This is a genomic window from Cytobacillus solani (assembly GCF_001420595.1).
Taxonomy (GTDB): domain Bacteria; phylum Bacillota; class Bacilli; order Bacillales; family Cytobacillaceae; genus Cytobacillus; species Cytobacillus solani.
The window spans coordinates 3,128,406-3,154,498 of the sequence record NZ_LJIX01000006.1 but is presented as its reverse complement, the minus strand read 5'-3'; the positions used below and the strand labels follow the sequence as shown (position 1 = coordinate 3,154,498).

The following is a 26,093-nucleotide window of genomic DNA, read 5'->3' as shown; positions in this document are numbered from 1 at the left end:
AGAACCCTCCTATTTTGTAACTACTTTGGCAATGGCAAAACAGAATAAGAAGCAGGCGATTGTAAATAATAACTGACCAGATATGAACAGTGCCTTGCTGCCGATGAATAAAGAAAGATCTACACCAATTATTCCGATTACTAGACAAGCAAACACAGGTGTAGATGCTCGATCATTGACCATATCTTTTAGTGATGGAACATCTTTTTTTCCAATTTCCTTGCTGTACTTTGCTGTCCACCATAAGAAGGGGACAATTTTATACAAGTAGCCAATGATACTAAAGGCAATCCAAAAGAAAAGATACATCATTAATAAAGGACCAACTGCTTTTGAAAAAACACCGGTTAGTGCTGTGATAAACGCAGCAAAATGAATTAATCCGCCACTTAAAATAGCAATTAATGCAAATGTAAACGAACGGTCAAGCTTCTTTTTCACTCTTTTTTTAAGGATGAGCGAAATATGATAAATAAATATGGCAAAACCAATGAGCTGCAGCAATAGACCAGCTATTAAAGCAACGCTTGACTCTGTAAAGAAGGAGACAATTGCTACAAACAGTCCTCCAGCATAAAACGGATAAACAAACTTCGCAGGCTTCATGCTGTATCCATGGGATAGAGAGAACATCGGCACCATTTTATAAGAAAAGCCGAAAATTAGCATCGTAAACCAGCCAGCCGTTCCAAGCAGTAAATGGCTTTTAAAGATCGCAAAATATTGATTGGCTGCTGCACCTGATTTCATGCTATAAAGCATAGTGATACCAAGTCCAATCGTTAGAAGCAGACAAACTAATGCGGTGCCAACATATAATGTTAATATATTTGGCTTTGCTTGTTTACGTAAGGTCATAAACATTTGAAAAAGGAACATGAGTATCCCAATTAACGTAATGATTCCTGGGATGAGCGCATTTTGTGGATCATGAAACAAGAAATGCGCGAATGCAAAAGTCCCGATGGCAGTCACACCAAATTGAATAAAACCGAATTTTTCATTCCAAATGGGGGTCAAGAAAGCGACGGGAACGAGCTGGTACATCGCTCCCATTCCTATCATTAATGCCCAGCCTAAAATGAACAGATGAGCTGCCGACCAGATGCCAGGAACACGGAATTGACCATCCATTAAAAAATCGCCCTGAAATAAAAGTAGAATCTGTGATGCCAACAAAGCGACCATGCTGACAAAAATAAAAGAAAATGGGAGTTTAATATTTGTTTCATTGCCTGAAGCTGAAGGACCCAACTTCATCACCTTCTTTATTTCGTAATTTCAATTAAATAGCTTCCATCTTCCCGTTCAGATGTTACATGTTTATATCCTTTTTCATCTAATTGTTCATATAAAAACATCGGTCTTCGATCATTAATAATTGATAATGTTTCACCAACGGATAAGGATTCCAGCGCATCAAGCGTCCTCATCATTGGCTGAGGCGGTTCAAGACCCCGATTATCTAGAATCATAGCCATTACCCTCTTTTCGTAAAAGTAACTTTCCAATGTTTCTTCTCTAATTCCTCTGCTTCATGTTCAAACCCTTTTGCTTTCAAAACAGTAAATAAGGGAGCTGGCTTAAATGGAGCATGAAGGATAAATACATCTCCTTTTTCCAGTCCGTTTATCGCTTGCATGATCTTTTGAAATGGTTCTAATTTGTTTTTAATATCTTCCCTAACATCTAATTCGATTACTTTATTTTCCATGTTTAACTCTCTCCTTCAAATATGAAATATATAATTATAGAATTTCTTGTTTAAGACCATCTCGATTAACTAGAAAGAATCCCTCTTCATCCGTTAACAAAAAGTCCTTTTTCTTTAATTGGCTGATTGTTCTGCTCACTGTTTCCCTCGAAGTTCCAATCATATTTGCCAGTTCCCGATTGGTGAAATGAGTAGTGATTTTATATAAATCATCTAATTTCATTCCATTTGTTTTGCAAAGCCTTAAAAATAGCATGATTATTTGCTCATACGTATTATGAAGAATTTGTTCCTCCAGCCGGTTTTGTAAATCAACAATCTTTTCCCCTAATACTTTGAATAGCTTAATACAAAGCAATGGATTAGTAAGGAGGATTTTTTCAAAATCATCGATTGGGATTGTTATTAGTTGTGCTTCTTCAATCACTTCCGCGTGTGCTGGATAATTCCCTTGTCTGAAAAAACCAGCGTGGGGGAACATTTCTCCGGCTTCAAGAACGGAAACAATTTGCTCTCTGCCAGATGTATCTGTTTTATAAATCTTTATTTTCCCCGAATGGATGAAGAACACGCGATCAAGCGGATCGCCCTGCATGAATACATATAATTTATACTTATACAATCGGGTTTGGGCGATATCTACAATATGGGAAAGCTCCTCTTTCTCTAAATCTTTAAATAGAGGAACTGCCTTGAGGCGTTTTTCAATATCCTCAATTCTCAATTAGCTCACCTTCTTACAATTTTCTAGCTTAATATAAACCAAGTGTAGCACGATATTTTTGGAGAATAAGTGACCTGAATCATAGTAAATAAATATTTTGATTCTCATTCTCAACTAAGAAAAAGCAGAAAAAAAGGAACCCACTCCTAAGTGGATTCCTTTTCCTCTGCGCAATCAAAACAAAGTGTTTGCTGCTCATCTGTATGAATACCATTGAAAAAACCATCGATACAATAAAGATCCTTCCCGCATAAGTGACATTTACTTACGAGCTCTCTCAATATTTTCACTCCATTCCTTCATGTAATGCTGCTTTTCTTTTGAAATAAATAAATATCCAAATACTGTTAGCAAATAGTAGACAGGCTGCAATAATAAATCCTGTACTAAAAGAAACAGATAAAATGCCTGTTAATGAAGACCCAGCAACAACACCGAGTGAGAAAAATGCATAAAACAACCCAAATGCTTTTCCTCTTGTCTCTTCATCCGTTTGTTCAACAAGCATGGCAGATATAGAAGGAAATAAAAAGGCAAAGCCAGCACCGTATAAAATCATACAAATAAATAGATATGGAAGGGAAGCTGCATTGCTTAATAGAATGAGAGCAAATCCAATGATGGTCATTCCAAGCACCATCGTATGATGATGCGGATATTTATCAAATATCCGATTGGTCGGCAACCCGAAAATTAAAATCGCAGTAATTCCGAATGTACTTAGCAGCATCCCGCTAAAATGAGTTCCGTAGTTAAGCGATTCAACCTGTAAAGGAAGCATATAAGCTAAAACACCTTGAGCGAACATCAATGAAAAAGCACCAATGAAACTAAAGGCTAATACAGGAGTCTTCAAAATGGAAAACAACGTATAAAAAGACGATTCGACCTTGCTGCTCAGTGTGACTGATCGATTTGGCAAAATAAACGCTGAACAACCCGCAATCAGCAGCATTGCACAGGCGATGATTATAAACACCCATTCAACATTGTATTTAGATGCGACAATTCCTCCAAATGCAGGACCGATAATAGCGGAAATCCCAACAGCAACGCCTGAAATTGCCATTGATTTCCCCTGTTTACTCTCTGTTTCTCTATTTGCAAGAACAGTAAATGCAGCTGGAACGAGAAATCCGCTAAATAAACCATGAAAGAACCTTACGGCCATTAACTGGCCAGGTGTAGTGACGATCGTATACAGCAGCAATATTGCAGCGGTTAGGGGAAAGCCGAAAAGTAAAACCTTTTTGCCGCCTTGTTTATCAATCCAATAACCGGCCAAAATATTTCCGAACATATTAGAGAATGAGTACATCCCGACAATTAAACCAATGAAAGCGGGGGATGCACCTAAGCTTTTAGCAAAAGGACTCATGATCGGCAATTGGGAGAACATATCGAAAAAAGATATCAAAACGATAATTAAGATAAATTGTTTCATATAAACTAATCTCTTCCTATTATATAGATTTCCTTATTCCTATTATAACGGTTTCTAAAAAATAAAACGATGATTGTTCATTTTGAACCGATATTTTTGCTGTGGGGGAAATATCATAGGATAAATGTGACCCCTCTCACTAATTGTTTTCCACTAATTATATAAAATGAGGTTGTTAATAAATGATTAGGGGGAAAGAAACATGAAAGAATTTGCTCAAACAATCAATGCACCTGATTATCCGCCAAGAGAAAAGCATCCAACAATTTTTAAAGCATTTGATTCATTACAATCAGGTGAATGTATGCAATTAATCAATGATCATGACCCTAGACCGTTACAATACCAATTTATGATGGAAAGAGAAGAGCAGTTTACTTGGGAATACCTTGAAGAGGGTCCTGATACTTGGAGAGTAGCAATCGGAAAGAAATAGACCTTTGCTTCATTATATTGAACGAAAAGGCAACAGTTTGAATGCTGTTGTCTTTTTCCATTTTTCGAAAGAATATGATAATATAGAAGGGGTCATATGAAAATGAGGGGGAATATGAATGAGCGAGACTGTAAAACTAGTAGAAAAAGAGTTTTTGGATTACGTGAAAAAGATGGAAGCGTATAAAGAAGCCCTCGGATTAATTTATTGGGATTTACGGACAGGGGCTCCAAAACAAGGGGTGGAGCAGCGCTCGGAAGTAATTGGCATGTTATCTACTGATGTATTTAAAATGTCTACGTCAGAAGAAATGGAAGCTTACATAGTAGAATTAAGTGGCAATGAGTCGATTCTCTCTGAAATTACGATGAAAACACTACTTGAATGTAAAAAGGAATATGATCTCAACAAAAAAATTCCTGCTGAAGAGTATAAGGAATATGTCATTCTCCAGTCAAAGTCTGAAAGTATTTGGGAAGAAGCAAAAGCAAAATCAGATTTCGAAATGTTTCGCCCATACCTTGAGAAGCTTGTAGCAATGACAAAGCGTTTTATTCAGTATTGGGGTTTTAAAGGGAATAAATATAATACATTATTAGACATGTATGAACCAGGTGTGACGGTGGAAGTGCTCGATCAGGTATTTGGCCAGTTGAGAGAAAAAATCGTCCCGCTTGTACATAGTATTTCACAGTCAGAGCAAAAGTTAGAAACTGGCTTCTTATTTGAACATTTCCCTAAGGAAAAGCAGCGTGATTTTAGTTTAGAAATTCTTAAGCAAATGGGCTATAACTTTAATGCTGGGCGCCTTGATGAAACAGTACATCCGTTTGCGACCGGGTTAAATCCTGGTGATGTTCGTGTAACCACTAAATATGATGAACACGACTTCCGGACAGCTGTATTTGGGACGATTCATGAAGGTGGTCATGCACTTTATGAACAGAATATATCTACAGATTTAATTGGTACGCCTTTATGTGATGGAACTTCAATGGGAATTCATGAATCTCAATCACTTTTCTATGAAAACTTTGTTGGAAGGCATTACTCCTTCTGGAAAAAGAATTACGATTTACTAAAGGAGTATTCTGCCGGACAGTTTGATGAAGTTGGCTTAGATGACTTTTATCGGGCGATAAATGAATCGAAGCCTTCCCTCATTCGGATAGAAGCAGATGAATTAACTTATCCCCTGCATATCATCATTCGCTATGAAATTGAAAAAGGTTTATTTAACGATGAAATGGAAGTAAAGGATTTGCCGGAAATTTGGAATAAGAAGTATGAGCAATATCTAGGTGTTAGACCAGAAAATGACGCGCAAGGGGTTCTGCAGGATGTTCACTGGTCAGGCGGAAGCTTTGGATACTTCCCTTCTTATGCATTAGGATATATGTATGCAGCACAACTGAAGAATGCGATGATCAAGGATCTCCCAAACTATGATCAATTAGTAGAAGAGGGGAACCTATTGCCGATTAAAGAGTGGTTTACCGATCACATTCACAAATTTGGAAAGATGAAAAAGCCGCTTGATATCTTAAAAGATGTTACTGGTGAGGAATTAAATGCAAATTATTTAATTGATTATTTATATGAAAAGTATAGTAATGTGTACCAATTAAAATAAGTAGGATGAAGGGGATGGCATCTGTCATCCTCTTTCATCATATATGGAGAGAATGCTTTGAAGAAAATATTGCCTTATATCATGATTGCATCAGGAGCAAGCCTATGGGGGATAATTGCTTTCTTTGTTAAAGGGTTAGGAGCATATGATTTTACAGCGATGGAAATTGTGGCAATTCGTGTGATATTTGCAGCTGTTTTTTTACTAATTATCGGCATTGTCCGATATCCGAAGGAGATGAAACTAAAAGAAGTAAAGGATGTCAGGCTATTTGTCGGAACAGGAATCTTGAGTATTGTATTTTTTAACTTTTGTTATTTTACAACCATAAGTCAAATGAATATTTCTGTTGCGGTTATTCTCCTTTATACATCTCCTGCATTTGTGACAATCCTTTCCTTTATTTTTCTCAAAGAAAGCTTAACTATAACAAAGATCGCTGCAGTAGCAGGGACAATCCTAGGCTGTGTATTAATTGCGGGAATATCAATGGAAGATAGCAATATTACCTTTTTGGGAATTATCACTGGATTAGGGTCAGGGCTAGGATATGCACTGTACACGATATTTGGAAAGTTTGCCCTAAAAAAATATCAGCCCTTCACGATTACTTTATATACTTTTCTTATTGCGGCAATTGCACTCATTCCGGTAACAAGGCTTTGGACCAGGCTTGAAATATTAATGGACATGAAGGTTTTGCTGTATGGGATTGGCTTAGGATTAATTCCTACTGTACTAGCTTATTTCTTGTATACCTGGGGACTAGAGAAAACAGAGGGGAGCAAAGCGGCTATTATTGCCACAGTAGAACCAGTTGTTGCAACAATGTTAGGCGTATTCCTATATGGGGAAAGACTTGGCGTATTTCAAGTAATTGGTGCCTTATTAATCCTAGGATCTGTATTAATCGTTAACCTCTCTTTCCGGAAGAGGAGATTGAATGAAAGTGGGAATACGGATATAGCACAATAAAAACACTCCGATCGATTGATCGGAGTGTTTGAACTTACCAAAGTTTAAATCCTTTTGATCCTGGAGGAGCATTTTGAATTAAATCAATGAGCGGAAGAGTGTAAGCGAAAACGATAAGTATAGCTGAAATTCCAAGCCATAGCTTCCAATTATCGAATACTAATGGTGTTTTTTCTGCCCCTTTAGCTACTTCACCAACAGGGAATTCTTGTTCTCCTTTAGGAGCAAAGAAAGCAAGATTAATAAAGACATAAACCATAAGAATGATAGAAATGAATAGAATTGATCCACCAACTGCTTGAGCAATTTGATATGGTATCCATTCCGCAGCTTGAGCTGCTCCGCCATATTCAGAGAATGCAGAACGACGTGGTCCTCCGAGCAGCCCCTGAATATGCATTGAACTTGACATGAATAACATACCGATTGTCCATGTTATTCCTTGGATCATCGCTAATTTATTCATTTTCTTTGTTAAAATTCTTCCTGTTAAATGAGGGATTAGCCAATAAGCAACCCCATAGAATGTTAGAATAACAGCAAATGCAACAGTCATATGGAAGTGTCCAGTAATCCAAATCGTATTATGGACAAGCTGGTTCATTTGGTGTGAAGCGTTAACAATACCGCCTGCACCGCCTGGAATAAATCCTAGCATACCAATGAACGGAATCGTAAATCTTGCATCACCCCAAGGCAGCTTTTTGAACCAGCCAAAAAGTCCTTTTGCCCCTTTCGAACGTCCATAGCTTTCAAACGTTGCGAATAATGAGAATGCGGTCATTAAAGAAGGAATGACAACTAAGAAAGTTAAGATAACTTGTATAAACTTCCAAGCTGGATCAATTCCAGGCTCTACTAACTGATGGTGTAAACCGACAGGAATGGAGAAAAATAAGAGCAATACAAAAGACAAACGTGCTAAAGAATCAGAGAATATTTTTCCGCCAATAATTTTCGGAATAATAGCATACCAAACCATATAAGCTGGCAATAACCAGAAGTATACAAGTGGATGTCCAAAATACCAGAATAATGTTCGTGAAAGACCAACATTAATCGTTTCTACCAACCCTAGAGACCAAGGCAATATTTGGAATAAAACGGTTGTCGCTACACCAATCGTAGCGATATCCCACATCATTAATGTAATTACTGCCATAAAGGTTAATAATGGGCTTGATTGACCTGGATTAGCTTTTCTCCATTCACCATATTTCATGAAAACAGCTGCACTGCCTACCCAAGAACCAACGACAACTAATGTTAGTCCTATGTAAAAAACTGCATGAGCTTGCAATGGTGCATAGAAAGTATAAAGTACAGATGCTTCATTTAATAGGATCATAATAGCTGCCATAATTGTACCAATTGTTAATAAAGCAAAACTGATCCATGCTAAAGTACGCTGGCGATTTGTATAAGTACCTGCAGTTTTACTAACGACTGCATGTAAGAAGCCCATAATAAAGAATGTAGTCATAACGAGTGCTAAAACAACGCCGTGCAGGGTTAATAATTGATAATAGCCAATTCCAAAGGGTAATTCAAATTTACCGGATCGAACGAATGTTTGTAATAAACCTGCTAGACCCCCTATTGCCAAAGCAACGATGAAAACATAGAAGTGAGCCATTGCTAGTTTTCCATCACGCGGATCCACCTTAAGTTTCGCTTGTATGTTCATTATTCAACCACCTCAATCATCGAGTGCATCATATGGTGTCCAACACCACAATATTCATTACATACAATTAAGAATTCACCTGGGTTTTTAAATGTTGTTACAACTTCACTTATATATCCAGGTTCAAGCATCATATTGACATTTGTACCTGCAGCTTGGAATCCGTGCATAACATCCTTTGATGTAGCGATTACTTTTACCTTTGCTCCAAGCGGTACTTCGACGCGTGCCGGGCTATAAGAGAACGCAGAAGCTACAAAAACTAATTCGTAATCCCATTCTTTTCCTTCTACCTTTTTCAGTCCTGGCTCATTAAATGGTGCAGTAGTGTCAACCTTTTCAGGATCAATTGTTGCCAAACAGCTTGGCGGCTGGTTTCCAAGATAAAATGCGCTGACACCAATTACTGTTAGAAATACTAACAGCGCACCAAACCCAAAAATAAGCCAGATCTTTTCAAACTTATGCATGTGCATGGTTTTTTTCCCCTTTCATTATTAACGGCTTAAAAATAGCATATAAAGTCCAACCCATGTAATAATTAGGATAGCTCCTAGAATCATTACGGAAGCTAATGTTCCATTTAGATTTGTACTATCCTCAACTTCTGTTTCAGTATCTATCTTCCTGTTGAGTTCCGTCTTCGCCATTTTCTTTCACTCCCTTCGAAAATTTGAAAAAAGTAAATGATTACAATTTCATAATACAAGACAATCGCTAGGAATCTACACCGTTATTGGGATTTCACAAAATGTTCATTCCTAACTTAATTACTATAGTAATAGTGAAAAATTGATTTTTCAGTGATAAATATCACGTCTAGAGTGTGATAAATGTGAAGAAATTGTGAAGCTTAATATGGTATCTTGACAAGATTATTTATCAAACAGAATATTTCGTGAAATCAAGTAAAAGTCTATAGATATTGAATATTTTAAATACACGAACATTTGTGGTTTTTGGTTTAATATAGTTCGTTTTGTTTTTGGGAAAACTATTGATTTTTAAAAAGAGGATGGTATAATAACTTTATTAATTTAATAGTCTTTCACTCATATAATCGCGGGGATATGGCCTGCAAGTTTCTACCGAGTTACCGTAAATAACTTGACTATGAGTGAGCAATGGATAGAGATTTTCTGTCTCTTTCTCGCCATTCACTTTACTTGTAAAGCCTGAAGGTCATTGCTTCACTCATTTTATGATGTGAATGCATTGTCCTTCAGGCTTTTTTATATTTGATCAACCTGAAGAAATCATTAGAGGAGGTACAAACAACATGGATTTACTTATTCAAACGATTAAAGAGGAAGGAATTGTTCTGTCTGATTCAGTATTAAAAGTAGATTCCTTTCTAAATCATCAGATTAATCCTCAACTAATGTTTGAGATCGGGAAGGAATTTGCAAACCGTTTTAAAGAGGATGGAATTACAAAGATCGTAACGATTGAGTCTTCTGGAATTGCACCATCCGTTATGGCAGGCTTACAATTAGGCATTCCAGTTATCTTTGCTCGAAAGAAGAAATCACTAACATTAGTAAATGATTTACTAACGGCGAAAGTTTATTCATTTACAAAGCAGGAATCAAATGATATATCCGTGTCGAAAAAATATATAAATGAAAATGACCGTGTTCTTATTATTGATGATTTTCTTGCAAACGGTCAGGCTGCGATTGGACTAGCGGAAATTGTCAAACAGGCAAATGCTGAAATTGCAGGTATTGGGATCGTCATTGAGAAAGGCTTTCAATCTGGCGGTAAGCTTCTTCGAGAACAAGGCTACAGAGTTGAATCACTAGCAACCATTCATTCACTAAATGAAGGAAAAGTGACATTTACATTGGATAAAACAGAGGAGGCAGTAAGATGAAACAGCACCCATTTAAAATTGCTTCACTAGGTATCCAGCATGTATTAGCCATGTATGCAGGTGCTGTTATCGTTCCGTTAATTATTGGAGGAGCACTTGGATTAACTGGGGAACAGCTGACTTACCTCGTATCAATTGATATTATGACAAGTGGCTTGGCAACCATTCTGCAAGTATGGAGAAATAAATATTTTGGCATTGGACTTCCGATTGTCCTCGGATGTACATTTACTGCAGTAGCTCCAATTATTGCGATTGGAAATTCATACGGGATTTCGGCGATTTATGGAGCCATTATTGTATCAGGTATATTTGTCGTTTTAATCGGTAAATACTTTGGCAAGCTTGTTCGATTTTTCCCTCCGGTTGTAACAGGATCTGTTGTAACAATTATTGGGATTACACTTGTTCCGGTTGCTATGAACAATATGGCTGGCGGGCAAGGAAGTCCAGACTTTGGCTCATTATCCAATATTGGTCTGGCATTTGGAACGTTGCTATTTATTGTTCTTCTTTTCCGTTTTTCGAAAGGATTCATTCGTTCTATTTCGATTTTAATTGGCTTAATTGCTGGAACAATCGTTGCTTTCTTCATGGGAAAGGTTGATTTTAGTGCTGTTGGGGATGCTTCATGGTTCCATATGGCAAAGCCATTTTATTTTGGAATGCCAACATTTGAAATAACTCCAATCATTACAATGATTCTCGTGGCAATGGTAAGTTTAGTTGAGTCTTCTGGTGTTTATTTTGCACTTGGGGATATTTGCGGAAAGAAAATTGAAGAAAAGGATCTTGTTAAAGGCTATCGTGCGGAAGGGTTAGCAAGTATTATTGGCGGGATATTCAACTCATTCCCATATACAACCTATTCACAAAACGTGGGTCTTATCCAAATATCAGGTGTAAGAACAAGCAATGTCATTTATACAGCTGCTGGAATGTTAATTTTGCTTGGGTTTGTTCCGAAAATTGGTGCACTCACAACCGTTATTCCTCCATCCGTTCTAGGTGGCGCAATGATCGCAATGTTTGGGATGGTTGTTGCTTCTGGGATTAAAATGCTAAGTAAAGTAGAATTTGCTTCACAGGAAAATTTATTAATTATTGCTTGTTCAGTAGGGATGGGACTTGGTGTCTCCGTTGTACCAGGATTATTTTCACAGCTCCCAGAAAACATCCGAATTTTAACGGAGAATGGAATTGTCGCTGGAAGCTTAACTGCTATCTTGTTAAATATCTTATTTAATGAATTAAAAATAAAACAAAAGCAGCCTGATATCATTGAGGAGCCAAAAGCTTCTTAAGGTGTTTTTAATTTTAATGTGGCTTTGCGAATACTAATAAAGTTGAAACTATCGTAATTTTCATCATTTAACTCTTTATCAAAAAAACAGCTCATCAAGATATTAGCTGTTTTTTTGTAATAAAAGTCAGTTCCTTCACTCTATCTAACAAGAAAAAATATGAGTTCCTGATGGAGGAATTGAATTTTCACCTCATAAATTAGGTGATTTAGTTATACCATTTACCTTGACAAAACTATTTGCAGAGAAAAACCATGCTTCATCAATAATTAATGCCTTATGGGAAAATGAATAAATCAACTAAAAAAACTTTTCTTCACACATTCATCAAAGGAGTAATATGATAGCTTATAGTTTACATTCAGGATGTGTATTGAAGATGATGGAGAAATATTATTGCGATAACTGCAGGCTTTTATATAATCAAGAAGGAAGTTGTACAGTATGCGGTACAATAGTGAAAAACAAATTAGTCATTGAAGTGCATAAGCAAAATAATTCGAACAATTATGCAGAACCGGAGTAATCCGGTGTTTTTTTTTTGAAGAAAACGGTACTGTAATGTACCGTTTTAGCTTCCTTCTATCATAAGCACAATCATTAAATCTCCAACATTTTGAATTTGAATAGGTAATTTTAATGCCTTAGAAAAGCCATAAACCTTCGCACCCCCAACAAGAACGGTTGGTGGGGTAATATCCATTTCAAATCCTTTATCGGAAATAAAAGTAGAAAGATTGCCAGCGATCATATTTCCAAGTTCTCCAGAAAATGATTCCAGCATTTCACCTTCAAGTGCCATTCCAAACATTGCCTCGCCAATTTTGCCAAAAACAATTGAATCGCCATCAATTATTATTCGGCCTCTTACATCGCCTGTCATCCCGATTAAGACACCAATAGAATGCTGCGTGAAAGGTTGTGTAAATATTGATGGTTTATCTACAGTTATTTCTAACGGCAATATGGCTTTGACTGCATGTATAGTACCGTTTAAAATGTCTGTTACACTTTTCGTAATTGTTGTCACACCGCATTCCTCCAATAAAAAGCTATTTTTAATATTATCATATTTGTCGAATTTTAGATGTAAAGAATCATAAAAAACTATGCAATTTTTTCATAGATGATAGATTAAATAAAAGTTGGAAAATATTTGTTAATGAAGAGGGTGTGAAATAATCTTATAATGAATGTGCACAACAACTCCTTCAAAACAATATGCTTCCTCCGTAATGGGGGAAGTATTTTTTTTGTATAATAATTTCCTTTGTGGAAAAAATATCCTTAACTAGTTGAAGGAGAGGGTATGTATGCCATCAATTGTTTCGGTAGGGGAGGCCATACCTAAACATATATTAAAACAGGATGAAGTAATGATTTTTGCCAAGGAATTATTTTCTGAATCCTTTCGGGATATCGGTCGATTATTAAATGTGTTTCATAATGGTCAAATCGAAAAAAGACATTTTGTAAAAGGGATGGATTGGTTTCGTGAAGATCGATCATTTAAAGAAAGAAATGATGCTTACATAGATGGAGCTGTCGAGTTGGGGATTGAGGCCATTGAGAACTGTTTAAAAAGTAATCGATTTCTAAAAAAAGAAATATCGACAAATGATATTGATGCAATCTTTTGTATATCAAGTTCAGGCCTTGCTACGCCAAGTATTGAAGCGCGAATTATGAATAAGCTTCCCTTTGCACCACATACAAAAAGAATTCCGATTTGGGGTTTAGGTTGTGCAGGCGGTGCATCGGGACTTTCCCGAGCATATGAATATTGCCTTGCTTTTCCCGATGCAAAAGTATTAGTGCTTACTATTGAATTATGCAGCTTGACATTTCAAAGAAATGACCGCTCCAAAAGTAATTTAATAGGTACATCTCTTTTTGCGGATGGGGTCGCATGTACACTCGTAACTGGTGATCATACGGACAAAGCTTCCTTTCAAAGGCTTGAATGCAGTCCCTTAATTATTGCTACACAGTCGACGCTATTGCCTGATTCTTTGGGTATTATGGGGTGGGAAGTGAAGAATGAAGGATTGTATGTTGTTTTCTCGAAGGATATCCCTTCGATTGTTGAAGGCTGGCTCAAGCCGAATGTAACTTCCTTTTTATCCGAACAGCAGATGGGGATCAAAGAGATTCAGCATTTTATTGCCCATCCAGGCGGAAAGAAGGTGCTTGACGCATATGTTCAATCATTAGGGATTGATCCTTCTATGACCAATAAATCACTAGAAGTATTAAAATCTTACGGAAATATGTCTTCATCAACGATTCTATATGTACTGAAACGATTTATGGAGGAAGGACGGGCAGGTGATTACGGACTTGCTACAGCACTAGGACCTGGATTTAGCTCTGAGTTGCTCTTATTGAAATGGGAGGCATAAACGGATGTTATTTTATACTTTTGTTTTCCTTTTAATTAGTCAAAGGGTGTTAGAATTATTGATTGCTAAACGAAATGAACGCAGCTTGAAACAAAAGGGCGCAATCGAATTTGGACACTCCCATTATCCTTTTATTGTGGCTGTCCATAGTTTATTTTTTGTTTCTTTAATCTTAGAAGTAATTCTTTTCCAAAAGCATTTAACGCCAAGTTGGCCGATTTTTCTTTCTCTTTTTTTAATTGCTCAGTTTGGCAGACTATGGGCGTTAACTTCACTAGGGACATTTTGGAATACGAAAATTATTGTCTTGCCTGAAGGGGATATTGTCAAAAAGGGACCTTACAAGTATGTAAAGCATCCAAATTATATCATTGTTTCGATTGAGCTGATCGTCATCCCACTCCTATTTCAAGCCTATATGACCGCCCTATTATTTACGATTCTTAATGCTATTATCCTAAGTATCCGTATCCCTGCGGAGGAAAGAGCATTAAATTCATTAACTGAATACAAAGAAGCTTTTGCAAAAGACCCTTCCCAAATAAATGATGTTAAAAAAGTGTGACGATTTAACTTTTATATTGATAATGATTATCGTTCGTGATAAAATTCTAATTGAAGATGAAAATTGTTCTCATTTCAATTTTAACAGGAAGGTGTTGTTACATATGGTAGCGATATTTATTGCAGGCACAGTAACCGCCTACGCATTAGTAATGAAGCATGTTTTAAACAATGTTGTGAAGCCGCATACTCGATAAATTTGATAGGATAGATGGAAACCAGGTGCCCCCCTGGTTTTTTTATTTTGTCTAGACATAGGAATTATTAGAAAAATCATTTAAAATAGAGAGTAAATTTAATGAACAAGGGGATACGAATTCATGGTTCAAAAGGTATTACAACTAGAAGCAACGGAACTTATGAGTAAAATAATTGCTTTATATGATTATTTTCATACAAATGGAGATAAGAAGACGGCTGAGAGGGCAAAGGATTTAGCCGTGAAGCTCAATAAAGAGGAATATTCGATTGCCTTTTGTGGGCATTTTTCTGCCGGGAAATCGAGTATGATTAATCAAATCATTGGTGAAAATTTACTGCCATCCAGTCCGATTCCAACGAGTGCTAATCTGGTGAAAATCAAATCGGGAGATAGTTACGCAAAAGTGGTTTTTAAAGAAGGGAAATCGCGAATCTATCCGGCTCCTTATGATTATGATCAAATTAAATCATATTGCAAGGATGGTGACCAAATACATTCGATTGAAATTAGCTATGCGAACACGAGCCTACCGAAGGATGCCATAATTATGGACACACCTGGCATTGATTCAACAGATGATGCACACCGAATTGCAACAGAGTCCGCTCTGCATCTTGCTGATCTCGTATTTTATGTCATGGATTATAATCATGTACAGTCTGAATTAAACTTTCTTTTTACAAAAGAATTAACAGCTGCTGGGAAACAAGTTTATTTAATTATTAATCAAATTGATAAGCATCGTGACGATGAATTAAGCTTTGATGAATTTAAGTCAAGTGTACAGGATTCATTTGCCTCATGGGGAGTAAAACCGGCAAGAATCTTTTACACCTCTTTAAAGGATTTGTTTTATGAAGAAAATGAGTTTTCTGACCTGCAGCAATTCATCGAAGACACGATCACGAAAAGAAAATCATTGCTTCCTGAATCCGTTTTACAGTCATTAACAAAATTGACGGAGGAGCATCTAATCTTTTTAGAGGAAAAACAATGGGAAGCTAGAGAGAAATACGAAGGTATTCTAGCTGAACTATCTTCTGAAGAGAGAAAGTTATTACCAGAACAATTGGAAGCGAACAGAAATATGTTAGCTGAAATGACAGCAATCGCAGCGACTACCGAAAATAGTCTCAACAATAAAGTAGATGAAATATTAAAAAATGCCTATTTAATGCCTTTCCAAACGAGAGAGTTGGCTGAGGCGTATATCGAGTCACGGCAATCTAATTTTAAGGTCGGCCTTTTCTTTTCAAAGCAAAAGACGGAACAGGAAAGAGAATCTCGTTTGAGTCAATTTCATAAAGGCTTTTTAGAAAATGTTCAATCACAGCTTGATTGGCATTTAAAAGAACTGTATGTGAAGGAAATGAAAAAATTTGATATTCATGATTCAGCACTTTTGGCAAAAGCACAAAGCTTTCAGCTAGATGTGCCAGAATCGTTGCTTGTTCAAGCTGTAAAGGACGGGGCCATGTTATCTGGTGATTATGTTCTCCAATATACAAATGAAGTGGCAGAGCTCGTTAAAAAGCTAGCAAAAAATAGCTTATTGCCATTAAAAGCCTCATTCCTTGAAGCACTGCAATCAATAAATGAGCATGAGAAGCAAAAGCTGGAAAAAGAATGCGAACAATTAAAAATTTATGCGGATGCATGGGAAGGATTAAAAAGTATAAAAGAAGTTCAAGGTCAATCCAAGAAACAAGTCTCTGATTTTCTAGCTGGGAAATTTTCAATGGAGCAAATGGAAGAAAAAACAGAACAATTATTAACTAGTGCAACAGAGGACGCAGAAATTGTCTATCAAATAGAGGAATCATCCATAAATTCTGAAAAAGACGAGCAGGATATTAAAGAAGAAACCGATGTACTAATAAAAGATAAAAAAGGTCTTGATCCATCTTCCATTCATAATTTAGTAGAGAAACTAAACTTTACGGCAAAAAAAGTTCAAACTGTTCCAGGCTTTAAAAAAATGGCTGAAGAGTTAGTACAAAAAGCAAAACGTCTTCAGAATAAGCAATTTACTGTTGCACTTTTTGGTGCTTTCAGTGCAGGAAAATCTTCTTTTGCCAATGCACTAATTGGAGAAAAGGTTCTTCCAGTTTCGCCAAATCCAACAACAGCGGCAATCAATAAAATTATGCCGATAAATGGGCAGCATGGACATGGAACGGTGTTAGTAAAGGTAAAGGATTCTCATATATTATTTGACGATGTGAGCCGTTCACTTAAATTATTTGATTTGACCGCTATCGATTTTGATGATGCATTAAAAAAAATAGCTAAAGTTATAAATGGAAAAATAGATTTTGAAGCAAATGAAAAGACTCACTTTGCCTTTTTACAAGCTTTTTTACGAGGGTTTGAAGCATTCCGTCAAGTACTTGGAACAACTGTGGAGACGGATCTAGATCAATTAAAGGATTATGTGGCAATCGAGGAAAAATCTTGTTTTGTAGAAATGATCGAAGTGTATTATGACTGTGCGCTCACTCGACAGGGAATTACGCTCGTGGATACACCTGGAGCAGATTCGATTAATGCTCGCCATACAGGCGTTGCTTTTGATTATATTAAAAATTCAGATGCCATTCTTTTTGTTACTTATTATAACCATGCATTTTCAAAGGCTGATCGCGAGTTTCTCATTCAACTTGGTCGTGTAAAGGATTCATTCGAGCTTGATAAAATGTTTTTCATTGTGAATGCAATTGATTTAGCTAATAATGAGGAAGAAAAAGATTCTGTACTTGAGTATGTGAGAGAACAGCTCACCCAATATGGGATTCGCCGGCCGAATCTATTTGGCCTATCCAGTCTCCAGGCATTGGCAGAAAAGCTAAATCAAAAGGCAGCGACCGAGTCAAAATTGAGTATTTTTGAAGAAAGCTTTTATTCATTTATAACGAATGAATTGATGGAAATATCCGTAACATCGGCTGAGATGGAATGGCAGCGTGTGTTAGAGCAGCTTAGAAACTTTATCCAATCATCCCAGGACGATAAAGAAAGTAAGAATCAGAGACGAAATCATTTAGAAAATGAGCAAAAAATGATTGAAGATATGATTCGCAAGCAAGATGCAGCTTTTTTTTCACAAAGGCTGACACAGGAAGCAGACGAGCTTGTCTATTATATAAGGCAGCGTGTTTTTTTACGATTTAATGATTTTGTTAAAGAAGCGTTTAATCCAGCTCTCCTTAAAGACGATGGAAGAAATTTAAAGAAAGCGCTGCAAACGGCACACACTGATTTTCTGCAAAGCTTCGGCTTTGATTTTGCTCAGGAGCTGAGAGCAACAACCGTTCGAATGGAGGTATATATCGGAAAACTTCTAAAGGAAGCGCAGGATAGACTAATTGCTTCAACACGTGAAATTAATTTAGAGCTTAAGTTTAGTCCGTTTGAAGGGAAAAAGCTTGAAGGCATCGATTTTGAAACAGCTTTCCAGAATGAAGACCAAGCCCAATTTAAAAAGGCACTTGCTCATTTTAAAAACCCGAAATCCTTTTTTGAGAAGAACGAACGGAAACATCTTAGTGATGAGCTTGAGGAAAATATGCAGGACCCTTCTGCTATTTATTTGCAAACGGAAAGTATGCGGCTGAAAAATTATTATGAGGACATGCTGAATGAAGAATTTGCTCGTTTTCTAGCCGTTCATATGGAGCAGGCAGAGGAATACTATAATGGTTTGTTAGCTGTCTTAAGGGATGACTTCCCGATTGAACAGCTAAAAGAAATGGAGAAGGAAATAACGGGCAAAGGGTGAAAAGATGAATATTGAAGCCTTTCATGCGTGTGCAACCTGTATCCACTTCCATGCTGAAAAAACTAAAACAGGAATGAGTTATTTTTGTAAGCGTTTGGGCTATGAAACCCGTCCCAATTATCAGTTTAACTGCTGGACACCGAAAAAACATGTCCAAGAATTAATCAATAAGCGAATGGAGGAGAAGAACCGATGAATTATTTTATTGAGAAAGAATGGCTGCTGGAGCATTTACAGGATAAGAATATTCGAATTGCCGATTGCCGATATAATTTGGGTTTATCTGAGGAAGGGTACGACTCTTACGTAAAGGATCATATTCCAGGAGCAGTTTATTTCCATTTATCAAAGGATTTATCAGGTCCTGTTTCTGTACATGGCGGCAGACATCCATTACCTGCTATCGAAGATTTACAGGAAACGTTTAGTCTCGCTGGAATTTCTGAGGAAACAACTGTCATCGCATACGATGGTGGCGAAGGTTCATATGCTGCTCGTCTATGGTGGCTATTAAATTATGTTGGTCATGAAAAGGTTTATATTTTGAATGGAGGATATAAAGCCTGGAAAGATGCTGGATATCCAACAAATGACACTATACCAACGTATTTAAAGACAGAATTTAAGGTTCATTTGAACGATAAAATATTTGCCTCGCAGGAAGAGGTAAAGAAAATGGTTGAAGCGAAGAATGACGAAACAGTTATCATCGATTCTAGAGAAAATAAACGCTATTTAGGCATGGAAGAGCCGATTGATAAAAAAGCGGGCCATATTCCGGGAGCAATTAATAAAGTTTGGACGGAAGGCTTTGAAAATGGCCGTATCAAATCCATTAAAGAACAAGAGAAAAGATTTAAAGAAATAGATAAAGATAAGCAAGTGATTGTCTACTGTGGTTCAGGAGTGACAGCAACGCCAAACTTCATCGCACTTAAGATGGCAGGCTATAACAATGTCAAACTATACGCCGGAAGCTTCAGCGATTGGATCACATATGAAGAAAACGAAGTGGAAACGGGAAAAAATGTTAGATAAGGATATTTTCAGCTATCCTAGTTGTAAAAGTTTACATTCTTATTCACACAAGACCCATGTTATAATGGTATTTATGAAATAAAGGACATGGGAGAGAAAAAATTGATTAATGAAAAAAAACCTTCATTTATGCTAGTAGATGGAATGGCTTTATTATTTAGAGCCTATTTTGCCACTGCTGTTACAGGGCAGTTTATGATCAATTCGAAAGGGATTCCAACTAATGGAGTATATGGATTTGTGAAGCATTTTCTAACTGCAGTTTCCACATTCAATCCATCCCATGTAGCCGTATGTTGGGATATGGGAAGCAAAACGTTTAGGACTGACATGTATGATGGGTATAAAGCAAATCGACCTGATGCTCCCGTTGAATTGATTCCTCAATTCGATTTAGTAAAGGAAATGGTTGAAGCCTTCGATGTGCCTAATATCGGACTGGCAGGCTATGAAGCAGATGACTGTATTGGAACGATTGCCAAAGGTGTCGGGGGAGATGCGAGTGTTAGAATCATAACGGGAGATCAAGATATTCTGCAGCTGATAGATGAACATATTACCGTTGCTTTATTACAAAAAGGCTTTGGGAACTATTTAGTTCATACAAAGGATACCTTTTTTGAAGCAAAAGGCATTCTACCGAAACAAATGATTGATTTAAAAGCATTTATGGGTGATTCTAGCGATAATTATCCAGGAGTGAAAGGCATTGGAGAAAAAACTGCCCTGAAGCTTTTACAGCAATACGAGCATATAGAAGGTGTACTTGCTAATTTAGAACTGCTTACAAAGGGACAAAGGCAAAAGATCGAGCAAGATCTTGAAATGCTGCATTTAAGTCGCCAGCTAGCAGAAATTAAATGCGATGTTCCTATTCAATATGATATAAATAAAGCCATTTTCCAATTTAACCGCGATAAGGTAATGGGCAAGTTCGAGGAAATTGAATTCCGTGGACTTCATCGTTTTCTGGATATAAAAGAATATGCATAAAAAAGTGCTGTCTCAATTTGAGACAGCACTTTTTTACTTTGTATTTTTCTTTTTCGCCGCATTCTCTAATTTACTTTTTGGTTCTTCAGCAAATTCAGCATCCTGCCCATAACCTTGTGGTGTCACACCAGGTGCTTTGGTTCCTCGATTTCGGTTCTTACGGTTACTCATTTGTGATACCTCCTATAATTTTTCCTCGCAAGTAGTAGTATTTCCTAAAAGAATAATATCACTCCGATTTCTTCACACTAGAGGTAGAGGTGAATTGATTATGAATAAAGGGGTTTACATTGCCTTATTAAGTATAGGACTGGCTCAAGGGTTAAAGATTCCAATCCATTTTATTAAGAAAAAGGAATTTCGTCCTGAATTGTTTTTTCAAACAGGCGGGATGCCAAGCTCTCACTCTGCGGGAGTAGCGTCATTAACTACATTTATTGCGTTAAAACGCGGATTGCCGACCATTGATTTTGCTCTTTCCCTTATCTATGGATTAATTGTTATGTATGATGCACAGGGAATTAGAAGACAGACAGGGGAATTAACATTAAAAGTGAATAGTATGGGTGAACTAATGGAGAAAATCCATAAAGATGAGGCAGTCGAATTTAAAGAAGAAAAGCCAAGAAAGCTGAAAGAAATGCTAGGGCATCAGCCCGCAGAAGTAATTGGCGGAGCATTGCTAGGAGTGGTAACAGGATTAATCGGCCATAAATTAACAAAAAAATAATAGATAATTGTCAAAATTTGCGATAAAATAAATAGGGCTTTGGGAGTAAAGGGAGTGGGATGGCATGTCTTTAATGACAGTGGAAGAATATATACAATTTTTACAGGGAAAAGGATTTCAGCTTCAAGAAGATGCAATCGGTTTTATTCAATTTGGCAAACAATACACTAATGCTTCAGATGAACTGACAAATACAGCGATTGAATTAACATTAAAGGCACAAAAAGGTTTTGACGGAAGCTTCTATGTTTCATTGCTTGAAATGCTTGTTTCAAATCAAATAAAAACGAGGCCTGAAGCTATAAAATATGTCAAAGAAAAAGATTTAATTTCTATTTAATTCTAGAAACGCGTGCCGAAAACATGCCTTTTTTGTCTAGCGTAAGCGTCTTACCCATGACGTACAGGACGTCCTATTGTTCGATAATGCGACAGGAAAAGAAGAGCATCGACAGTGACACATCGCACGAACAAGTGGGTTTTGCTTGTTCCGAAGACGCTTACGATTTTCTTACATTGCCTCTTTCTGTTTCTTTTTTAAGAGCTGCTGCGTCTTTTTCAGTGGGACTTCTGCAAAAATCATTCCAGCAAAGATGAGAAGGCAGCCAATGATTGCACTATATGAAAGTCGTTCATTTGCCCAGAGAAAAGCTGTTCCAGCTGCAAATACAGGTTCCATCGCAAAAATAAGGGCAACTCTCGTCGGTGTTGTGAATTTTTGGAATCTTGTTTGTGCAAAAAATGCAAGTGCTGTTGCAAAGACAGAAGTAATGACTAAAGCAGATATTACATTTCCTTGAAAGATCACCTCAGGATTGATCGCCTGTCTCCAGTCCTCAGTAAAAAATGCGAATACAATCGACAGGACGGAAACGGTTGTAATTTGGATAACTGTTAATAGCAGTGAAGGAAAATGACTGCTGTACTTCCCAGTAAAGATAATATGCATGGCAAATCCAATTGCACAAATAAATACAAGTCCATCACCAATATTTAATCCAACCCGATCGGTCATTGTCAGTAAATATAAACCAACTGTAGCAATGGATACACCAATTATTGCATTCATTCCAGGCTTACTTTTTAATAATAGCAATGAAAATAATGGAACCAATACTACGCTTAGTCCTGTGATAAAGCCAGCTTTAGATGATGATGTATATAATAGCCCCATTGTTTGAAAGGCATAGCCGATAAATAGCCAGATCCCAATTATGATTCCCGAAACGACTATTTTCCAGTTTAATTGTTTTAGCTGTTCTATTTCAAAAATGAGAAGCCAAGCACACAGCAAGCTGGCTGCAATTAAAAATCTTAATCCATTAAAAGAATGAGGCTCTAAAAAGGCAATGGCGTTTTGGACAATGACAAATGTAGCTCCCCAAATAAATGCAACAAGTAAAAGGCTTGCATCTGCAAAGAAAACGTTTTTTTTCAATCGAGTTTCTCCTTCCGTCTAGTTTAATCGTATGGCAGCTCTAGCGAGTTCATCAGCTGTTTTGTTTTCGCTGCTAGGAACCCATTTCATGAAAAATAAATCTAACTGCTTGCTTAATCCTAAAGCTTTTTCTAAAAGAGGGGCATATCCTTTATTTTTTACATATTCCTTTTCAATCGCTCGGTTCACTGCTTGGGAATCCGTTCGAAACGAAACGACCTTGTAATTATTCTTTATACAGATTTCAAGTGCTTGAATTAAGGCTTGAAATTCTGCTGCATGATTTTCCATATTTCCAAGAGGGATAGAGAATTTTTCTACTTTGCCATCATAATTTATAAAAATGCCAGCACCACTTGGTCCAGGATTGCCAGCACTTGCTCCATCTATATATACTTCAATCAATAGAAACTCCTCCAATATTTAATTCAGATTCACCATATTTATTATCAAAGGGCATATCAGGGTAAGATAAAGTGAAACTTCTATCAGTTAGGTTCTTACTGCCCGTTAATCTGCGATAAAATTAGTTTATCATAAGAAAGGCTGAAAAAAATGAAATATAAATTAGAATGGAAATATAAACTAAAAGGAACAGAAGGAACCATTTTTACATCAGATTGGTTAGATGGAGAGTTGGCATTACAAATAGGCGAAGACCTTGAAAGGAGTGGAAAGACTTCCGAGGTTATTTATCATGACGAGCGTGGCACAACCTGGATCACAAAGGAAATGAAAAAGCTATTAGAAGAAATTGAAGAGGATCCACATGACTTGACCATTTATTTTGATGGCGGATTTAATAAAAAGACTTTCCAAGCGGGGTTAGGAGCGGTCATTTATTTTAAGCAAGGGAAAAAGAAATACCGTATTCGCTCGAATGAGCTGTTTGATGAAATTGAAAATAATAGCGAAGCAGAGTATGCTGCAATGTATTATACAGTTAATATGCTTGAAGAAATGGGAGTTCACCACATGACCTGTGAGTTTAAAGGAGATGCACAAGGTGTGTTAATGCAGCTAAAAGGGGAATGGCCATGCTACGAAGAAAACTTAAATCGCTGGCTTGATCGAATTGAAGAAAAGCTGAAATCACTGAAGGTTGATGCAAAGTTTACTCCAATCCCCAGAACTGAAAATAAAGAAGCAGATAAGCTTGCAACCCAAGCACTTGAAGGGAAAATGATCAATAGTAAGATGCAAATTATTTAAGCTGATGTGAGGTGAAAGGACGGTGTCAGGGATTGAAACGAAAGCAATTATTTAATGAAGTTGAGGAATTATTAAACAATTACTGCGATGGATGTTTTCTTTATAAGCATCATAAGGCTGATAAAGGTCGTCTATATGCGCATAAATTCTGTATTTCAAAATGTACAGTTGGCGAGAAAATAAAGGCAATTGGTAGTAAATTGTCTTGAGAATAAATAAAGGCTGGCAAGATGCCAGCCAGATTATTTATTAGATTATAGTTTAACAACGTTTGCAGCTTGTGGTCCACGGTTGCCTTCAACGATTTCGAAAGAAACTTCTTGACCTTCTTCTAATGATTTGAAGCCTTCGCCAGTGATAGCTGTGAAGTGTACGAATACATCGTCTCCGCCTTCAACTTCGATAAAACCAAAACCTTTTTCATTATTGAACCATTTTACTTTACCGTTTTGCATGTAACTTTTCCTCCTAAACCTTTCAAGACACGTTAAAGGTGTCTTCGATGAATATTATCACTCAACATCCTACACAACAGATATTTTCTAGAAATAACGGAAATATATTCTGTTAAATGATGCCTTTAATATACACGATACTTCATTATCAGTCAAGGAGTTTCACAGGATTTTCACAAAAAACTATTAAAAATTCGAAATATTAAAAATTTACTTCTTTACTAGATTTAATTCTTATTCATAATTATCAAATTTTCTCATAGCTATTATTAATTATACTCTTTTTAAGCAAGAGGGTGAAGCAATGTACCGATTTTCTATTGGCAGTCAGGAATGGATTTTGCGATTTTCTCCACATATTGAAATTGAGCCAGAAATTAAACAGGCTATTGTAAGCACGATCCTCCAGCTTGGAAGTGAACTTCAAACATACTCACATGGTGAATCTTTTGTAATCATAAATGACTACGTAGGCATAATTGTCTTTAATGTTGAAAAACTCCCTTCTTTCATGTTAACAGTCTCAAATATTGTCAGTGAGGAGAATTGGTACATTCAAAATAATTTAACGCTTAAAAAATACAAGCAGTAAATTATTAAAATCGGCTAGTTGCCGATCTTTTTCTTTTAGAAGGAACGATAATCATGTTTGACAAAAAAGTAACAATCCATTATTATCTTGAATTAGAGATTATTTAATTAAAAATAATTAAATTCAAATGATTATTTTCGGCAAGTAATGAAAAAATATAAAAAAGGAGAAAAAAGCATGAAGCATATTTTCGAAAAAGGAACAGATTTAATTAAACCAACTTTATTATTACTTCATGGTACAGGAGGTAATGAATTAGATTTATTGCCGCTTGCTAAAAAAATCGACAATGAGGCTTCAGTGTTAAGTGTCCGGGGAAATGTGCTTGAAAATGGAATGCCTCGGTTTTTTCGGCGATTAGCCGAGGGTGTTTTTGATGAAGAGGATCTCGTATTTCGAACGAAGGAATTATATGCGTTTCTTGATGAGGCTTCAATTTCATATGGGTTTGATAGACATAATGTAATTGCTGTTGGCTATTCCAACGGAGCGAATATTGCGGCAAGTTTATTATTTCATTATCAAGATGCATTGAAAGGGGCGATCCTTCATCATCCAATGGTTCCAAGAAGAGGGATTGAATTGCCCGACTTAACAGGTAAAAAAGTGTTTATTGGTGCAGGGAAGAACGATCCGATATGTCCTTCTGAGGAATCGGAAGAACTAAAATTTTTATTGGAAAATGCAAATGCTAACGTTCTTTTACACTGGGAAAATCGCGGCCATCAGCTGACATTTGATGAGGTTGCTGCGGCAGCAGAATGGTTTCGAAAACAAATTTAAAAATATTAATTAGGATGTTGTCATCAAGAATAATCTCCCTTTTTAAGGACAAGATTTTATATGAATCAATTGTTTTTAGAATAGGGGGTTGATTAGCATAAGAATAAACTAGG

30 protein-coding genes, 1 pseudogene and 1 riboswitch are annotated in these 26,093 nt (G+C 36.6%); of the genes and pseudogenes, 17 read left to right on the top strand and 14 right to left on the bottom strand.

The genetic code is table 11. From position 1 onward, the window contains the following. Positions 1–9 precede the first annotated feature (9 nt). The 6 genes and pseudogenes from AN957_RS17625 to AN957_RS17605 all read right to left on the bottom strand — a co-directional run. A complete protein-coding gene (locus tag AN957_RS17625) occupies positions 10–1,260 on the bottom strand; it encodes a hypothetical protein (RefSeq protein WP_056685387.1) in 1,251 nt (416 codons plus the stop codon). Positions 1,261–1,268: 8 nt separating this feature from the next. Continuing rightward, complete coding sequence (locus AN957_RS17620) at positions 1,269–1,475, bottom strand: DUF2249 domain-containing protein (RefSeq protein WP_053477575.1); 207 nt, start codon at positions 1,473–1,475, stop codon at positions 1,269–1,271. A 5-nt stretch (positions 1,476–1,480) separates the two neighbouring features. Next, on the bottom strand, positions 1,481–1,714 hold the full coding sequence (locus AN957_RS17615) for a DUF2249 domain-containing protein (RefSeq protein ID WP_053476748.1): 234 nt from the start codon (positions 1,712–1,714) through the stop codon (positions 1,481–1,483). A 34-nt stretch (positions 1,715–1,748) separates the two neighbouring features. Beyond that, positions 1,749–2,438: a Crp/Fnr family transcriptional regulator gene (locus AN957_RS17610; RefSeq protein WP_053476747.1), complete on the bottom strand. Its 690-nt coding sequence runs from the start codon at positions 2,436–2,438 to the stop codon at positions 1,749–1,751. 146 nt (positions 2,439–2,584) lie between these two features. Further along, on the bottom strand, positions 2,585–2,719 hold the full coding sequence (locus AN957_RS28895) for a hypothetical protein (protein ID WP_256376266.1): 135 nt from the start codon (positions 2,717–2,719) through the stop codon (positions 2,585–2,587). Between the two features lie 5 nt (positions 2,720–2,724). Continuing rightward, a pseudogene (locus tag AN957_RS17605) lies at positions 2,725–3,891 on the bottom strand (MFS transporter); the annotation flags it as partial. A 193-nt stretch (positions 3,892–4,084) separates the two neighbouring features. On the opposite strand from AN957_RS17605, the gene AN957_RS17600 reads away from it, so the two are divergent. The 3 genes from AN957_RS17600 (at position 4,085) to AN957_RS17590 (ending at position 6,926) form a co-directional block, all read left to right on the top strand. After that, entirely contained in the window at positions 4,085–4,318 is a 234-nt protein-coding gene (locus AN957_RS17600) for a DUF2249 domain-containing protein (protein WP_053476745.1), read from the top strand. 118 nt (positions 4,319–4,436) lie between these two features. Then, a complete protein-coding gene (locus AN957_RS17595; protein ID WP_053476744.1) occupies positions 4,437–5,951 on the top strand; it encodes a carboxypeptidase M32 in 1,515 nt (504 codons plus the stop codon). Positions 5,952–6,008: 57 nt separating this feature from the next. After that, positions 6,009–6,926, top strand: coding sequence for a DMT family transporter (locus tag AN957_RS17590; RefSeq protein WP_053476743.1), 918 nt, complete (start codon positions 6,009–6,011; stop codon positions 6,924–6,926). A 34-nt stretch (positions 6,927–6,960) separates the two neighbouring features. Here the strand turns inward: AN957_RS17590 and AN957_RS17585 are convergent, their stop codons facing one another. From AN957_RS17585 to AN957_RS17575, 3 genes are read right to left on the bottom strand one after another with little or no spacing between them, the layout of a single operon-like run. Next, complete coding sequence (locus AN957_RS17585) at positions 6,961–8,613, bottom strand: b(o/a)3-type cytochrome-c oxidase subunit 1 (RefSeq protein WP_053476742.1); 1,653 nt, start codon at positions 8,611–8,613, stop codon at positions 6,961–6,963. Beyond that, complete coding sequence (locus AN957_RS17580) at positions 8,613–9,089, bottom strand: cytochrome c oxidase subunit II (protein WP_053476741.1); 477 nt, start codon at positions 9,087–9,089, stop codon at positions 8,613–8,615. Before AN957_RS17580 ends, AN957_RS17585 begins: the two co-directional genes overlap by 1 nt. Positions 9,090–9,110: 21 nt before the next feature. Continuing rightward, positions 9,111–9,263 (bottom strand): cytochrome c oxidase subunit 2A, encoded by a 153-nt coding sequence (locus AN957_RS17575; RefSeq protein ID WP_053476740.1) that lies wholly within the window; start codon positions 9,261–9,263, stop codon positions 9,111–9,113. Between the two features lie 382 nt (positions 9,264–9,645). Next, positions 9,646–9,747: riboswitch (purine riboswitch) on the top strand. Between the two features lie 145 nt (positions 9,748–9,892). Here AN957_RS17575 and AN957_RS17570 point away from each other — a divergent pair. Further along, a complete protein-coding gene (locus AN957_RS17570; RefSeq protein ID WP_053476739.1) occupies positions 9,893–10,489 on the top strand; it encodes a xanthine phosphoribosyltransferase in 597 nt (198 codons plus the stop codon). After that, positions 10,486–11,793, top strand: coding sequence for a nucleobase:cation symporter-2 family protein (locus AN957_RS17565; RefSeq protein ID WP_053476738.1), 1,308 nt, complete (start codon positions 10,486–10,488; stop codon positions 11,791–11,793). The genes AN957_RS17570 and AN957_RS17565 overlap by 4 nt, the downstream gene beginning before the upstream one ends. Positions 11,794–12,364: 571 nt before the next feature. Here AN957_RS17565 and AN957_RS17560 read toward each other — a convergent pair. Beyond that, the gene (locus tag AN957_RS17560; protein WP_053476737.1) at positions 12,365–12,823 is read right to left on the bottom strand and encodes a chemotaxis protein CheX; all 459 of its coding nucleotides are present in this window, start codon (positions 12,821–12,823) and stop codon (positions 12,365–12,367) included. Positions 12,824–13,106: 283 nt separating this feature from the next. Here AN957_RS17560 and AN957_RS17555 point away from each other — a divergent pair, with 283 nt between their 5' ends. The 6 genes from AN957_RS17555 to AN957_RS17530 all read left to right on the top strand — a co-directional run bounded on the left by AN957_RS17555 (position 13,107) and on the right by AN957_RS17530 (position 20,770). Beyond that, complete coding sequence (locus AN957_RS17555; RefSeq protein WP_053476736.1) at positions 13,107–14,195, top strand: type III polyketide synthase; 1,089 nt, start codon at positions 13,107–13,109, stop codon at positions 14,193–14,195. 4 nt (positions 14,196–14,199) lie between these two features. Beyond that, the gene (locus AN957_RS17550) at positions 14,200–14,760 is read left to right on the top strand and encodes an isoprenylcysteine carboxyl methyltransferase family protein (protein ID WP_056685384.1); all 561 of its coding nucleotides are present in this window, start codon (positions 14,200–14,202) and stop codon (positions 14,758–14,760) included. A 319-nt stretch (positions 14,761–15,079) separates the two neighbouring features. After that, entirely contained in the window at positions 15,080–18,739 is a 3,660-nt protein-coding gene (locus AN957_RS17545) for a dynamin family protein (protein WP_056685382.1), read from the top strand. A 4-nt stretch (positions 18,740–18,743) separates the two neighbouring features. Further along, complete coding sequence (locus tag AN957_RS17540; protein ID WP_053476733.1) at positions 18,744–18,935, top strand: hypothetical protein; 192 nt, start codon at positions 18,744–18,746, stop codon at positions 18,933–18,935. After that, positions 18,932–19,777: a sulfurtransferase gene (locus tag AN957_RS17535; RefSeq protein WP_053476732.1), complete on the top strand. Its 846-nt coding sequence runs from the start codon at positions 18,932–18,934 to the stop codon at positions 19,775–19,777. The genes AN957_RS17540 and AN957_RS17535 overlap by 4 nt, the downstream gene beginning before the upstream one ends. A 105-nt stretch (positions 19,778–19,882) precedes the next feature. After that, complete coding sequence (locus AN957_RS17530) at positions 19,883–20,770, top strand: 5'-3' exonuclease (RefSeq protein WP_056687222.1); 888 nt, start codon at positions 19,883–19,885, stop codon at positions 20,768–20,770. Positions 20,771–20,803: 33 nt separating this feature from the next. Here AN957_RS17530 and sspL read toward each other — a convergent pair whose 3' ends face one another. Then, a complete protein-coding gene (gene sspL / locus AN957_RS17525) occupies positions 20,804–20,941 on the bottom strand; it encodes a small, acid-soluble spore protein L (RefSeq protein WP_053476731.1) in 138 nt (45 codons plus the stop codon). A 100-nt stretch (positions 20,942–21,041) separates the two neighbouring features. On the opposite strand from sspL, the gene AN957_RS17520 reads away from it, so the two are divergent. Both AN957_RS17520 and AN957_RS17515 read left to right on the top strand, forming a co-directional pair. Beyond that, the gene (locus AN957_RS17520) at positions 21,042–21,500 is read left to right on the top strand and encodes a divergent PAP2 family protein (protein WP_056685379.1); all 459 of its coding nucleotides are present in this window, start codon (positions 21,042–21,044) and stop codon (positions 21,498–21,500) included. Positions 21,501–21,564: 64 nt separating this feature from the next. Further along, positions 21,565–21,840: a DUF6123 family protein gene (locus AN957_RS17515; protein WP_053476729.1), complete on the top strand. Its 276-nt coding sequence runs from the start codon at positions 21,565–21,567 to the stop codon at positions 21,838–21,840. A gap of 171 nt (positions 21,841–22,011) precedes the next feature. Here the strand turns inward: AN957_RS17515 and AN957_RS17510 are convergent, their stop codons facing one another. Both AN957_RS17510 and AN957_RS17505 read right to left on the bottom strand, forming a co-directional pair. Next, entirely contained in the window at positions 22,012–22,938 is a 927-nt protein-coding gene (locus AN957_RS17510) for a DMT family transporter (protein WP_053476728.1), read from the bottom strand. Between the two features lie 18 nt (positions 22,939–22,956). Further along, complete coding sequence (locus AN957_RS17505) at positions 22,957–23,343, bottom strand: reverse transcriptase-like protein (RefSeq protein WP_053476727.1); 387 nt, start codon at positions 23,341–23,343, stop codon at positions 22,957–22,959. A 150-nt stretch (positions 23,344–23,493) separates the two neighbouring features. Between AN957_RS17505 and AN957_RS17500 the strand changes: the two genes are divergently transcribed. Continuing rightward, on the top strand, positions 23,494–24,150 hold the full coding sequence (locus tag AN957_RS17500) for a reverse transcriptase-like protein (RefSeq protein ID WP_053476726.1): 657 nt from the start codon (positions 23,494–23,496) through the stop codon (positions 24,148–24,150). Positions 24,151–24,161: 11 nt separating this feature from the next. Then, a complete protein-coding gene (locus tag AN957_RS26995) occupies positions 24,162–24,359 on the top strand; it encodes a zinc-finger domain-containing protein (RefSeq protein ID WP_425388908.1) in 198 nt (65 codons plus the stop codon). A gap of 45 nt (positions 24,360–24,404) precedes the next feature. Here the strand turns inward: AN957_RS26995 and cspD are convergent, their stop codons facing one another. Then, a complete protein-coding gene (cspD, locus tag AN957_RS17495; RefSeq protein ID WP_053476725.1) occupies positions 24,405–24,605 on the bottom strand; it encodes a cold-shock protein CspD in 201 nt (66 codons plus the stop codon). 304 nt (positions 24,606–24,909) lie between these two features. On the opposite strand from cspD, the gene AN957_RS17490 reads away from it, so the two are divergent. Then, entirely contained in the window at positions 24,910–25,197 is a 288-nt protein-coding gene (locus tag AN957_RS17490) for a hypothetical protein (RefSeq protein WP_053476724.1), read from the top strand. A gap of 177 nt (positions 25,198–25,374) precedes the next feature. Beyond that, positions 25,375–25,980: an alpha/beta hydrolase gene (locus AN957_RS17485; protein WP_053476723.1), complete on the top strand. Its 606-nt coding sequence runs from the start codon at positions 25,375–25,377 to the stop codon at positions 25,978–25,980. Positions 25,981–26,093: the final 113 nt, after the last annotated feature.